15 protein-coding genes are annotated in these 13,432 nt (G+C 41.8%); 9 read left to right on the top strand and 6 right to left on the bottom strand.

All coding sequences use genetic code 11. From position 1 onward, the window contains the following. Positions 1-10 precede the first annotated feature (10 nt). Genes pseF through AC27HD_RS05355 form a run of 9 tightly spaced genes read left to right on the top strand, consistent with a single transcriptional unit; the run spans position 11 to position 8,233 of the window. A complete protein-coding gene (pseF, locus tag AC27HD_RS05315) occupies positions 11-712 on the top strand; it encodes a pseudaminic acid cytidylyltransferase (RefSeq protein WP_487104275.1) in 702 nt (233 codons plus the stop codon). 1 nt (position 713) lies between these two features. Continuing rightward, the gene (pseG, locus tag AC27HD_RS05320) at positions 714-1,775 is read left to right on the top strand and encodes a UDP-2,4-diacetamido-2,4,6-trideoxy-beta-L-altropyranose hydrolase (RefSeq protein WP_487104277.1); all 1,062 of its coding nucleotides are present in this window, start codon (positions 714-716) and stop codon (positions 1,773-1,775) included. Next, positions 1,762-2,811: a pseudaminic acid synthase gene (gene pseI / locus AC27HD_RS05325; protein ID WP_487104279.1), complete on the top strand. Its 1,050-nt coding sequence runs from the start codon at positions 1,762-1,764 to the stop codon at positions 2,809-2,811. Before pseG ends, pseI begins: the two co-directional genes overlap by 14 nt. Then, on the top strand, positions 2,796-3,401 hold the full coding sequence (pseH, locus tag AC27HD_RS05330; protein WP_487104281.1) for a UDP-4-amino-4,6-dideoxy-N-acetyl-beta-L-altrosamine N-acetyltransferase: 606 nt from the start codon (positions 2,796-2,798) through the stop codon (positions 3,399-3,401). Before pseI ends, pseH begins: the two co-directional genes overlap by 16 nt. Positions 3,402-3,439: 38 nt before the next feature. Then, a complete protein-coding gene (locus AC27HD_RS05335; RefSeq protein WP_487104283.1) occupies positions 3,440-3,691 on the top strand; it encodes an acyl carrier protein in 252 nt (83 codons plus the stop codon). A gap of 14 nt (positions 3,692-3,705) precedes the next feature. Continuing rightward, entirely contained in the window at positions 3,706-5,010 is a 1,305-nt protein-coding gene (locus tag AC27HD_RS05340) for an AMP-binding protein (RefSeq protein ID WP_487104285.1), read from the top strand. 24 nt (positions 5,011-5,034) lie between these two features. Further along, on the top strand, positions 5,035-5,781 hold the full coding sequence (locus tag AC27HD_RS05345) for an SDR family NAD(P)-dependent oxidoreductase (RefSeq protein WP_487104286.1): 747 nt from the start codon (positions 5,035-5,037) through the stop codon (positions 5,779-5,781). 42 nt (positions 5,782-5,823) lie between these two features. Next, the gene (locus AC27HD_RS05350; RefSeq protein ID WP_487104287.1) at positions 5,824-7,332 is read left to right on the top strand and encodes a CDP-glycerol glycerophosphotransferase family protein; all 1,509 of its coding nucleotides are present in this window, start codon (positions 5,824-5,826) and stop codon (positions 7,330-7,332) included. Then, positions 7,313-8,233: a class I SAM-dependent methyltransferase gene (locus AC27HD_RS05355; RefSeq protein WP_487104289.1), complete on the top strand. Its 921-nt coding sequence runs from the start codon at positions 7,313-7,315 to the stop codon at positions 8,231-8,233. The genes AC27HD_RS05350 and AC27HD_RS05355 overlap by 20 nt, the downstream gene beginning before the upstream one ends. A 37-nt stretch (positions 8,234-8,270) precedes the next feature. On the opposite strand, the gene rffA is transcribed toward AC27HD_RS05355, so the two are convergent. The 6 genes from rffA to AC27HD_RS05385 are packed head-to-tail and all read right to left on the bottom strand — an operon-like array spanning position 8,271 to position 13,432. After that, positions 8,271-9,419, bottom strand: coding sequence for a dTDP-4-amino-4,6-dideoxygalactose transaminase (gene rffA, locus AC27HD_RS05360; protein ID WP_487104290.1), 1,149 nt, complete (start codon positions 9,417-9,419; stop codon positions 8,271-8,273). After that, positions 9,416-10,102 (bottom strand): WbqC family protein, encoded by a 687-nt coding sequence (locus AC27HD_RS05365; RefSeq protein ID WP_487104292.1) that lies wholly within the window; start codon positions 10,100-10,102, stop codon positions 9,416-9,418. The genes rffA and AC27HD_RS05365 overlap by 4 nt, the downstream gene beginning before the upstream one ends. Further along, entirely contained in the window at positions 10,099-10,773 is a 675-nt protein-coding gene (locus AC27HD_RS05370) for an acetyltransferase (RefSeq protein ID WP_487104294.1), read from the bottom strand. The genes AC27HD_RS05365 and AC27HD_RS05370 overlap by 4 nt, the downstream gene beginning before the upstream one ends. After that, positions 10,773-11,540: a phytanoyl-CoA dioxygenase family protein gene (locus tag AC27HD_RS05375; RefSeq protein WP_487104296.1), complete on the bottom strand. Its 768-nt coding sequence runs from the start codon at positions 11,538-11,540 to the stop codon at positions 10,773-10,775. Before AC27HD_RS05375 ends, AC27HD_RS05370 begins: the two co-directional genes overlap by 1 nt. Positions 11,541-11,548: 8 nt before the next feature. Beyond that, complete coding sequence (locus AC27HD_RS05380; protein ID WP_487104297.1) at positions 11,549-12,400, bottom strand: class I SAM-dependent methyltransferase; 852 nt, start codon at positions 12,398-12,400, stop codon at positions 11,549-11,551. Further along, complete coding sequence (locus AC27HD_RS05385) at positions 12,401-13,432, bottom strand: TDP-N-acetylfucosamine:lipid II N-acetylfucosaminyltransferase family protein (protein WP_487104299.1); 1,032 nt, start codon at positions 13,430-13,432, stop codon at positions 12,401-12,403. It lies immediately after the preceding gene.

The raw sequence follows: 13,432 nt of genomic DNA on the forward strand, positions 1-13,432 counted from the left end.
CAAGAATGATATGAATATAGCTATCATTCCCGCACGGGGCGGGAGCAAACGTATACCTCGAAAAAACATTAAGTCATTTTGCGGAAAACCCATCATCGCTTACTCTATAGAGGCAGCCAAAAATAGTCATGCTATCGACCGCGTTTTTGTTTCTACTGATGACCATGAAATTGCTGACGTTGCTAGAGCACATGGCGCTGAAGTCCCTTTTTTACGCGATGCATCACTTTCAGACGATTCGACAGGAACAACGCCAGTTGTGCGCCAAGCGCTATCTACATTGGTAGAGCAAGGACTTACAATTGAAGCCTGTGTCTGTATTTACGCTACAGCTCCTTTTCTGTCATCTGAGATCATTGATAAGTCCATTGAAAAGCTACTGAAAGAAAAAGCTGAGTTTGTGTTCACTGCAAATCAATTTTCATTTCCTATTCAAAGAGCGCTTTTAGAAGGGGAACGCGGAGAGGTAAGCCCTTTCTCTAGAGCAGATATCGGCAAACGTTCACAGGATTTAGCCGAAACCTTTCACGATGCTGGCCAGCTGTATACCGCTTTGAGTAGCACTTGGCTTACTCCATCAGCGCGTGTTTTTTCTAAACACTCTAGAATGATTAAGCTCCCCAGTCATCTAGTTCAAGATATCGATACAATACACGACTGGAAACGCGCAGAGGTTATGTTTAAAGTTCTTCAAGAAATGGGAGAATGCTAGTTTGCGTTTAGCCGTTCGAGTAGATGCGTCCCCTGACATTGGCTCAGGACATGCTGTACGCTGTGTCACTTTAGCCAAAGCACTACAACAAGCATTGAAAGCTGACAATATTCTATTGAAAGTCGATATTGTAATCTCGCGCGGTGCGGACATGTTAAACGATGCTTTTAAATCCGCTGGCTTTAGCGTTATTCACGTTGATGACATACATCACGATGTCAGTCACATTAAGGCAGATATTTGGATTGTCGACCACTATCAGCTTGATGCGAGCTTTGAGACCCCCCTGGTAAACAGCGGTGCACTTGTAGTGGTGATTGACGACCTTGCTAATCGACAGCACAATTGTCACCTCCTTATTGACGCAAACCTAACGAACAATGCCGAACATCGTTACAACACATTAGTCACACAGAATTGTGTTCAGCTGATTGGCCCAAAGTATGCGCTGTTGAGGGAGGAGTTCTACCACGTACAAAAGAAGATGGTACCGAGAACCCCTAATCACATACTCATTTGCTTTGGTGGTAGCGACCCCACTAACACAACGTCTATGGCTCTTGAGGCGTTGAAAGAAGTTAAAGAGTTACCGCTTACCGCCGATGTGGTGATAGGCGCAGGGAACACTCATAAGCAAATTATCATCGAGCAGGTGCAACTCCTTGATAACGTAACGCTTCATGTTGATAGCCAAAACATGGCCGAATTAATGTGTAAAGCAAGTGTAATGATTGGCGCTGGAGGCAGTATGCACTGGGAACGGTGTATCTGCGATTTGCCCGGGCTTATCATTACTATCGCGGATAACCAAAGAGAGGCCACACAGTGCCTGGCTTCACGCTACGCATGTGAATATCTTGGTCATGTAACGTCAGTTAACCGTGAAGTTATCGCTGCAGCGTTGCGAAACCACTTCGTAAAAAGTGGATCTGAGACAGCAACCCAAAAGCGTCTTAACCAAATTGTTCCGCTAGATGGCGGAGCAGCATCAGTCAGCAAAGAAATTATTTATTTGATAAACACAAAGAACGACGAAAGAGGTTTTACCATTGAAGAACATTAAAATTGATCGTTTCAATGTAGGCGATGGGTTTCCTCCTTTCATTATTGCCGAACTTTCCGGAAACCATAATCAAGACTTAGAGCTAGCGCTAAAAATGGTAGACGCTGCAGCTGAAGCAGGTGTGCATGCGCTAAAATTACAGACGTATACAGCAGACACAATGACTATCGACGTGTCTGAGGGTGAGTTTTATATCGATGATGAAAACAGCCTGTGGAACGGCAGCTCTTTGTATCAGCTTTACCAAAAAGCATATACCCCTTGGGAGTGGCACAGCGCTATTTTCAGTAGGGCCAAAGAACACGGTATGGTGGCTTTTAGTACGCCTTTTGACGGGACAGCTGTGGACTTTCTAGAAACTCTCGATGTTCCTTGTTATAAGGTTGCTTCATTTGAAAATACTGATCACACACTGCTTGCTAAAGTAGCTCAAACGGGCAAACCCGTAATAGTCTCTACTGGAATGGCGAGCCTGGTTGAGATAGCCGAAGCTGTGGACACACTCGAACAAAACGGCTGCACAGATTACGTATTACTAAAATGCACTAGCCAGTATCCTGCCGATCCAGTTAATGCAAACCTTGCAACTATTCACCATATGAAACAGATGTTTAATTGCCATGTAGGGTTATCAGATCACACAAAAGGAATTGGCGTAGCCGTGGCTGCAACTGCACTTGGTGCAACAGTTATAGAAAAACATTTTGTTATTGATAGAAATGCTGGGGGTGTAGATGCTGCTTTCTCACTTGAGCCCGATGAATTTAAGTCTCTAGTGGATGAGACTGGGCGCGCAGCTATTGCCGTTGGAAGCGTGAACTATGGCTGTACATCATCTGAATTAGCCTCTCGCACTCATCGCCGATCACTTTATATATGTGAAGACTTGGCAGAAGGTGAGCTATTAACTGCATCAAGCTTACGCGCTATTCGCCCCGGACTGGGTTTGGCGGTAAAACATTTACCAACGCTTTTAGGAAGACCAGTAACCAAAGCTGTCACTAAAGGAACGCCAATGTCATGGGACTTGGTTTAACGATGGCATCACATTCACCTAAAAGTCGCTTTTCCCTATTGTCTCACAATGAGTTAGAAACCGTGCTTAAGTGGCGCAATAAACCACATATACGCCAAAACATGCACCATCAAGATACAATAACTTGGGCACAGCACAGTCAATGGTTTGAGACACTAACAAATGATGACAGCCGCCTCTTTTTTGTTTTCTATCAGAATGATAGACCTATTGGAGTACTCAATTTTTCTCAGTACCCTTCAATGCCTGATACTTTCGAATGGGGGTGTTATATTGGCGAAGACAACGCTTGGCCGGGATCAGGGCTTTTGTTGGAAATTGCTGCTTTACAATTTGCTTTGGAAATTAAGTCTGCAAATGCGCTTTACGCAGAAGTTTTATCGTTCAACAAGAGCGTCATCAAGCTCCACACACTTTTTCAATATATGCCGCTAGAGGATGGCCCATCGTTTGTCCGTGATGAAGAAGAGCATTGCGTAAAGCGCTTTAAATACAAAAGAGAACAGTGGCAACACAACAAGGCCATTGTATTTAATCGTTTACCAAAGCAAATTTGCGCAGCTGCGCGTAACATTGAATTTGAAGTATAAACCGTACCTGCACAGTAAATTACGAGAAAAATGTGAACATGTCTGACCTTAAAAAAACCATCTTAGATTGCATGGAGCAAGTTGCAGTGATAGCTGACTGCACGTTAATCGAAAATATTTCCGACGATACCGTTTTATTACAAAGTGGCCTAGATTCGCTGGGCTTTGCTATGCTGGTTGCAAAACTTGAAGAAGAACTAGGAACGGATCCCTTTAGTGAAATGGAGTTAGCGGTGTACCCCAGAACGCTTGGCGAATTCGTTACTGTATACAAGAATGCATTAAGTTGAGCAGATAACCTCTCGTGACTACATTACTTCAGCAACTCGACACATTTGATGGAGCCGCCATCACTCTGCCTAATGGGGATACAGTTTCATTTTCCTCTATTGTGTCAAAAACCAACGTTTTACGAGAGGAAATCAAAGCCGTAGCTGCGAAATTAGCTGACGCTTTGGTCAATAATTCACATCAAAATGATGCTGCGACAAAAGACAGGGAATTACCCTTTTCTTCACTTACAGAATTTGTAATTGGACTGCTTGCCTTAGAAGGTTCGGTTGATAAATTTTCAATTTTATCTGACAGGTTTATTTACCCTCTCCCCTCAACACTGGGCGAAAAGAGCGCAGTCAATTCCACGTGGTTTCTTTTTACGTCTGGTACGACAGGCAAACCGAAGCAAATTGCGCACACCACAAAAAGCATATGCGCTTCTCTTAGGTTGCGTGGACATTCAAAGCAAAGTTGCTGGGCACTTACATACAAACCTAGTAAGTTTGCGGGCATTCAAGTGATTCTTCAGAGCCTGCTGAGCGGCAACAGTTTAGTTGATTGCGCCTCTGGCTCACCCGACGAAAAAGTGGCGTTGCTAAAGAAAACCAAAGCCAGTGCGATATCAGCGACGCCCTCATGGTGGCGACAACTACTGATGACGAATAACATAGACTCTCTCAGCCTGACCCATATCACTCTTGGCGGCGAAACTGCTGACCAGCATTTACTAAGCACCTTGTCTTCATGTTTTCCATCAGCAAAAATTTTTCACATTTATGCATCAACTGAAGCTGGAGTGGGTTTTGCGGTCAGCGATAAAAAAGCAGGCTTTCCGAAATCATGGGTAGATAATGGCGTAAACCGGAATTACCTTCGCATAAAGCAGAACATTTTGTGGATTAAACCTTGGTTTGACGCAGCACGGCTTAATAATGCTGCTGCAATTGAGTGTGACGATGAAGGGTACATCAATACACAAGATGTGGTATTTGTAGAGGGCGAACGAGTCTTTTTTAAAGGACGGCTGAATGGCACTATCAATGTTGGCGGACACAAAGTCTTTCCGGAAACGGTAGAAAGCGTTTTATTAAACTCACCTTTAGTTGCACAGGCCAGAGTATATGGCAAAGAAAATAAGATTTTAGGTAGTGTTGTCGTTGCCGATATAGTGTTAAGTAAAGCGCCAGCGAATGCTGACCATAAAAAAATAAAACTGTCGATAATGCTTTACTGTAAAACGCATTTAGACAGAAAAGACATGCCCACAAAAATTAACGTCGTCGATACACTAGCCTTGTCCGACAATGGCAAGTTAGTGAGAACGACAAGCTAACCAGTACCCCAAGGAATAGTGCTGTTGAATTCGATCGTAAAAAGCCAAAAGAAAACCGTGATTGTCACTGGCGCAAGTCGAGGGCTTGGCCTCGCCATCTGCAATCAATTACTTCAAGAAAACTATTTCGTTGTTGCTATTTCACGTAGCCTAAGTAATGAGCTAGCAAACCTATGCGATGGTCACCCACTTTCAATTGCTCATGTCCCGTATGACCTTGCCAATCTTGATGATATACACACTCTCTGCAAAACAATCATTGAAGAGTTTGGACGGCCTTATGCCCTGATAAACAATGCTGCTGTTGGCCATGACGGCGTCTTGGCTACCATGCACAACAGTGAAATTAACTCACTACTTAATATTAATGTTCAGGCGCCTATTTTGTTGAGTAAGTACCTTTCACGCAGCATGATGTTAAACCGTACCGGACGCATTATTAATATATCGTCAATTATTGCCAGTACAGGGTTTAGTGGACTCAGCGTATACGCCGCCAGCAAAGCGGCTATTGAGGGCTTTACACGGTCTCTCTCAAGAGAGGTGGGTAAAGCGGGTATTACGGTAAATTGCGTTGCACCCGGGTATATGCAGACTGAAATGACATCGTCTTTGCAGGGCGAAAAGTTAGAGAGTGTAAAGCGCCGCAGTCCCTTAGGAAGATTAGCGTCTCCTGCCGATGCCGCCTCCGCAGTGTTGTATTTAATGAGCGAACAAGCAAAGTCTATGACAGGCACCATAATGACGGTTGATGCTGGCTCTACAGCCTAACAGGTTGACGGTTTTAAAAACCCACAGCATAGCGGGAAGGCGATGCAAAACGATATAGATAAAAGCACACCTCTTTATATTGCACCAGCTAACCCCGCTGGTAGAAAATTAGCAAAAGCTCTGCAAAATGCCGGCTACAATATAAGAGGCTTCGTTGATAACCTTAAACAAGGGGACGATATAGTCAGCCAGGCATCCCGCCTTGAGCAACATGCGAAAGTAATACTACATAAGGCAACTTATACCGACAGCGTCGCCGCTGGGCTTTTACAACGCCATTTTGCTCAAGGAGTTCTGTGGCTGTGCCATACCACTGGCGACTCGCCTCCACCCATAACATCATCAACAGCCTTCTCTGAAAACGCTAACGTTGATATATCGTTTTCTCGCTATTCACTGCCGTTAAATTTTCGGTGGCGCCAGGTGGTATTTAATACATGCTTACTGCTGTTTAAAGCGTTGCGCTTGGTTGCTCCCAAACGTAACTACGCATACTACGCAGAAGGTTTTTTTGATACGAATGTTCTTTTAGCGTATCGAGAACATAAAAGACGCTATAAAAAAGAAGCCTTTTTGCTTGGTTTGGGTTTAAAACAACATATCGCTGAATTGGAAAGCGACAACACACAATTTGACCATCTGTCTTTATCAGTCTTGTGGAAACTCTGTTGCGCAAAACGAATTATCGTTGACCATGAATACACAGGAGATACGTTTTCACTTCTGCGAAAACATATTCCTGTGATTCAGCTATGGCATGGTCTGCCCTACAAAGCGTTAAGCGGGAATAAGCATTATCCAGATATATGCGATGAGGCATTTGTTTCTAGCTCGACTTGGTTCAACAATGAAATTTTCCCTAAGATCTTTCGAGCTAAAAATTATCTAGCATTAGGCTACCCAAGAAATGATGCTTTCGTTCAAAGCCCTAATGAGCGTGATTGGATAAATGCAGAGCCCTATGAATCGCTGAAGCAGATAGAGGATAACTCGGGCAGCATCATAGTTTATGCCCCCACATACCGCGACTGGGGCAACAATGAATACCCCATCGATTTGAACGCCATCGATACTTGGTGTAGGGAAAATAAACGTGCATTCGTGCTCAAGTTTCACCCTTTTATTTCACGCCTATTTGGAGAGGCTATGGGGCTTGAGGACAGTAATTCATTGCAACAGCTCCCTAGCCACCCTCATATTTACATGTATCCCAGCGGCAAAAACATCTATCCTTGGCTTGCAGAAGCATCAGCTCTGGTAACCGACTACTCGTCTATTGCTTACGATTTTTTACTGGCCAATAAACCAATTGTTTATTTTCAATATGATAAAGCCGATTATGTGAAATTACGTGGGCAGACCATGGTAAGTGATAAATACTTTATAGCCGGTAAGGTCGTCAGTAATACATCAAGCTTACTAAAAGCACTCGATGTACCTTTTCCAGAGAGCGTAAACAACGTTCTGCTAAGGAAATCGTTAAATATTCCGATACAAGATAGTATCAATCAAATAATAGGATTTGTTCGCAATGAACTCCCAAGAAAGTAATGCACAGGAAAAGATATTTATTTTTGGTTGTGGAAGCAAGAGCATGCGGGCATTACCAGCGTTAGCTTTACACTACGATGTCATTGGTTTTATAGACTCTGGCGTGGTTCAAAATAACCAACATTTTCTGGGAAAACCGCTGATTTCTCCATCAATGCTAACTAATTACACTTTCGACTTAATTGTCATCGCTAGTAGTTTTGATAATGAAATAAAAAGTCTGCTTGAGAAAAACAACGTACACAATTTTACTACTTTGGAATGTTTGCCAAACATAGATATTTCAACGGAAAACTACCATAGACACTTTGGTGACACTCAGGAGCGAGTTCTAGGCACTACTAAGCAGTTAGAACAGCGTCATTTAGAGGGAACAAAACTGCTCACGAATAGAGTGGAGCTTCTCAAAAAACTTCCCAAAAACATGAAATGCGTTGAATTAGGTGTAGCAAGCGGGGACTTTTCAAGACAAATCATTACGTATTTACAGCCCTCTTTTTTAGCACTTGTAGATTTATGGGACAGCGATAGATATAGCGAAAAAATGTATCAAGCTGTGTCTGAGCATTTCAAAAATGAGCCCTGCTGCGATGTAAAGATATACCGTACGTCCTCTATAGATGCTTGTCAGCAATTTGAAGATGGCAGCTTAGATTTTGTTTATATTGATACCACGCATAGCTACAGTACTACAAAATCAGAATTACAGCTGTATAGTAAAAAACTGAAGCCTGGCGGTATCTTGGCAGGTCACGACTTTTCTCAAGGAAACTGGAGCAAGAGAAGCCGATATGGCGTGATTGAAGCCGTATATGACTTTTGCATTGAAAGTAACTGGCGCCTTGATTATCTAACGATGGATATAAATGAGCGACAGAGTTTTGCGCTATTACGCAACTAGACAGCCCTCTGCACTCAACACCATAAGTTCAGCTATGCTAATTTGGCGGCGTAGCTTGGGCTATACCCCGGTGCAAAACTGTGCAAACTTCGTTTTGTTGTTCTTCGGTAATACCGGCCCACAGGGGTAAGCGAATAATCCGCTCAGACAGTGATTCGGTGACACTTAGATCTCCATTTTGTCTTGCGTATTTTTTACCTGCTGGTGAAGAGTGAAGTGGGATGTAATGGAATACTGCGCCAATCCCCTCGCTTTTCAAGTGTTGTAAAACTTGCTGCCGATTTATTTTTTCTGGCAACAAAACGTAATATAAATGAGCATTGTGGCCACAATGCTTAGGGACAATTGGTCGTCGTAGAATCTCATTCTTTTCTAAAGGCTCAAGCATTTTATTGTAAATTTCCCAACTGGTAATTCGTTGCTCAGTAATTTCTTTTGCACTTTCCAATTGAGCCCATAAAAAAGCAGCAACCAACTCACCTGGTAGGTATGATGAGCCTATATCTTGCCAAGTATATTTATCAACTTCGCCTCGAAAAAATTGACTTCTGTTAGTGCCTTTTTCACGAATCACCTCGGCCCTGAGTTTAAATGACTCATCGTTCACCAAAATGGCACCGCCTTCACCAGAAATAATATTTTTAGTTTCATGAAAACTAAAAGCGCCGAGGTGCCCCATACTTCCTAGAGCTTTGCCATGATATGACGCCATTATTCCTTGAGCAGCATCTTCAATCACAAATAAACCATGCTTTTCCGCTATCGCTAAAATAGCGTCCATCTCACAGGATACACCAGCATAGTGAACAGGAACGATAGCCTTAGTTTTCGATGTAATAGCTTGCTCAATGAGTGTTTCATCAATATTGAGAGTGTCTTTTCTAATATCAACAAAAACAGGGACTGCACCTCTTAGAACAAAGGCATTCGCTGTAGACACAAATGTGTACGAGGGCATTATCACTTCGTCGCCTGGCTGTATATTTATTAACAAAGCGGACATTTCAAGTGCGGCTGTACAAGAGTTTGTCAAAAGAGCATCTACTGCTTCAACGTTATCTTTTAACCAGGAGTGACATTTCTGCGTGAACGGACCATCACCAGCCAATCTGCCGTTAAAGTGACTTTCAGCGATATTATAAAGCTCTTTCCCCGTCATGTATGGCCAATTAAAAGGAATTTTCATAACGTGCTTCTCTTTAGGTAATTCATTGCGTCAGGCCCTATATTGAATAACAAATCCAATACACTTAGATTGGATACAAACCCGTCAAAACACTGCTGGTATGGTTCATAACCACTATAATCTATCCAGTTGATATCGATGTTTGATTGTTTAAATTTCTCTAAATCTATATAGCTCTTAGCAGCCGGACCACTGATATATGAATTACTGTCTAATTGCTTGGCAAATGAAATGAGACGTGAGTTTTTATCCCCACAATGTGCTAATTCAGAAGAACAAATTATCTTGGTGTCGATTCCCAATAGTTGAACAAAATGTAGGATCAAGTATCTATTCAATTCACTTAACAGTGTCCATTCTTGTTCGTAGAAAACTTTGATACCTGATCGATACACCTCAAAAAATGGGGATTTCTTGTAACTCTGTTCAATCGACATCCAGTGCTTTCTTTGCCATTTTTGATTAGCGATTAAGGTTTCGTTAATCAATTGAGTAGAGCTTTGATGATTTACAGGTACTGTAAGCCAAATGGGACCAGCTTGCGACAGTATGCGGTTTCTATTTCGCCAGTCATTTTTTGTGTATTGCACTGTATCGTAAATAACAAAGACATCCACTTGACTGATAAGATCGAAATATCCTATCCAAGGAATGTAGTTTGACTGGCTAACTGCAAACCTCATTTTATACAGATTCCAGAGCGTGTGTGATTGCGAGCTTGTTGAGCTGGGCTTCCTGTGTAAGTAAAGCCTGATAAGGAATTTTCGATTAATAGTGAGTTCGCACCAAGAAGAGTCTCCGACGCAACGCGAACATGTTGCAAAACGACACTGTTAAAACCGAAGAAGCACAGATTGCCTATTGTTACACCACCGCCTACTACCGACCCCGCAGCAATAAAGTTATGGTCGCCAATATTAGTGTCGTGACACACCGTGACGCTGCTCCACAACAGGTTATTACTGCCGATTGAGCACCCAGGCTCAATGGTGACATTAGGAAACACTATACAACCGTCGCCAATAGTCGCACTTTTTGAAATTAATGCGTTTTTAGAAACGAAGCTCTCAAAATTGAACCCTGCCAGGCTCAATTTTTCGAAAGTTGCCTGACGCTTTCTCATCTCTGCATAGCCAATCGTATTAATGACTTTGTAGCGACGTTTATCAAAGAGCTTTTGCGCCTCGGTGAAGCCTACGATGGGTTTGTTAGCAAGCTTGTTATTTTTGTTGTCGATATATTCATCGTCGACAACAATTGCGGCAACCGAATAACGGCTGTCTTCAGCTATAAATTCAATCAACAATTTTGCGACAGTTCCAGCGCCGAACAACAAAAGAGGCTGAGTGCTCATTACTCTTGCCCTGGTTTATAAAGTCTTCGATCGGAAGGTAAATAAAACTCGCTTAGACTTGTAGGCATTCTGACATTAAATCCAACTCGCTGTTTCGTGACTTCATCCATAGCATCTAACTGAGACTTTGGGATCAACCTCGGAAAGTCGAATCTCTGACGCATAAACGGACGACAATAATTGATCGTGAGGGCATGGCGCGGTTCGCTTGTATTATTCCTACCCGCTGCATGAAACAGCCTGCCGTTGAAAAAAATCAAGCTTCCTTTTTTACATTCTAATTGCCGACAATTTTCATAAAAATACTCGTCTGAAGGAGTCGATGGCGTTTTATGTGATGCAGGTAGATAATAAGTGCCTCCATTTTCAGCTGTAAAATCATCTAACGCGATTATCACACCTAAATTGGTCATATAATTATCGATAAACCGAGGGCAATCAACATGAACCCTAGAGCCATAATTTCCAGATTCTGCATTTAAACTAGAGGACTGATAGGCGTATATAATTGCGTGGGGAGTGAATAAGTTGTCTACGTAGTCGTTCAGCACAGGTTGAGAAATAACTTTTTGCATCTCTTGGCCCCTAACCATGCAGTTATGGACCATACCGCGATCAAACACATCTTCGTTCTGGCTAGAATCCTCAGAAATAGCCACAACAAGTTCTCGCCGCAACGTTTCGATTTGAGCGCTAGGTAGGGCATTCTCTACAACTATTATCCCCTGCTCTTCAAACTCGTTAAGCTTTTTATTTGCGTCAGACAAATTAGACCTTATTTCACAAAGATGAATCGAAGATACTTGTAATATCTTGATGTTGAAGGAAGCAAAGACTGAAGGTACCTTTCTACTATTTCAGAATTGCCATTCTTTTCCTGATTGACCCAATGTCCCTGGTCAACAAACCATTCAAACTCGATCTCCACTTTTGAAAAACCAATGTGTGATGCTATATCTGCCACCTCATTGGCATCAAACCCTTTACCTAGTGTTTTTCCCGGCTCAGCATCTTGGAGTGTATTTGAATCGAGACCATACTTGTCTTCATAGTAATCACCATTATTAAGCGCACCGTTTATCTCTCGTTTCAACAAAGGCGACAAACTCTCAATACCATCAGAAACCAAAAGTTCTTCCATTTCTGAAATAAAAGCCCTGTTAGGATTCAAATCAGCATAGAAAATACCACCATTGCTCAGCACTCTATGTGCTTCTTTTAACACAGCGGTATAGTCAATGAGATGATCAAGGAAAGAGTATGCAGTTACCATATCGAAACTACCGTCATCAAATGGTGTATTTTCTGCAACGCAGTTATAAAGTGAAATATTGCCTGGAGACAAGTCCACCTTTTTCATCATTTCTTCGGTAATATCCACACCGACAATATGCTCAAACAGTGAATGACTAAGCGAAGGTATAAATCCAGTTCCACAGCCCAAATCAAGTAGATTTACTTTTTTATTAAGCCGCTTTGTTAAACGCTTTAGTATAGATGAGACCTTCTCTTGATTTTCCTGGCGAAAATGAGGGCTTTTTTCGTATTCCCCAGAGTCGGCAAGAAAAGCATGTACCACTCTATTGGCTGATAGTACTTTATCTTTGTCTAAAGTTTTTTCTTTCACCTAAATCTCCAGCTCCAAATTCTCACCAACCTCTAAATCAAAAATTGACTTAAGATCTTGTCTTAACCGATTTTCTGAAAAGTAATTTTTAATTATTCTATTATTATCGGCAGCAACTCTATTTGATAAAGAAGAAATGTTGACTTCGTCAAGAGGGTAAAGAGTGACTCCCATGCGCTTAAAAAACGACCATGTTGAGACTCGAGTATCGAGAAATACCTTTTTCCGGCTACCAAGTAGGTTCACTAAGTTTCCCATACCGTGCTGTCTAGAGGATGGGAATACAGCTATATTTATAGTGTCTATCCAATCTAGATATTCGTCTAACGGGATAAAATCAATTAAATAGATAAATTTGTCACCAAAGAGTTCGCGACCTCGCTGAATAACTTTATCTCTGTACTCCGCGTTACTTTTGGGATAAACAAGTGGGCATTTTATTCTTATGTCTTCATCGATAAATTGAGCCAGTTTCTCCATGTATTCTATATGCCGATTTTCAACAACAGCTGAGTGACCTAATAATATTTCAGTCCCCTCAATATCATTGTCCATGGAACACTCATGAAAAATTGTCGTATTATAAAAGAAGCTTCGAATATGCTTTCCTTTAGCGTTATAGACATTCCTCACCATATCGATTTCTTCGTCAAGTACGTTCACCAAGTATGGAACGTTTTCAATTATATGAAGATGATCGTCATTATATGTCGTTGGATAATAAAAATCCCCGCCCCACATTACCCAAATACACTTTTTCAACAAGTGTGGGTTGTTTCTCAAAATTGAATGCACCTTATCTCTTTTTAAGCTATGCAGTATTATTTTTTCAGCGCTTTCCATGTAATCGGTTAACACTTCAAAATCATCGTCTTTATATAGGAATTCTGCATTATCATCTTCTGTTAAACCAAACTCATAACGCGGACTCGTTATAAAAGTGAACTTGTGCTTCCCAGCATCAAAATTATCTTTAACAAAATGGATAAATAGAGGAGTAAACTTTTCCAGTGTCATTACGTGTAATATCAC

The organism is Alteromonas sp. 4NS20-0143 (assembly GCF_057542855.1).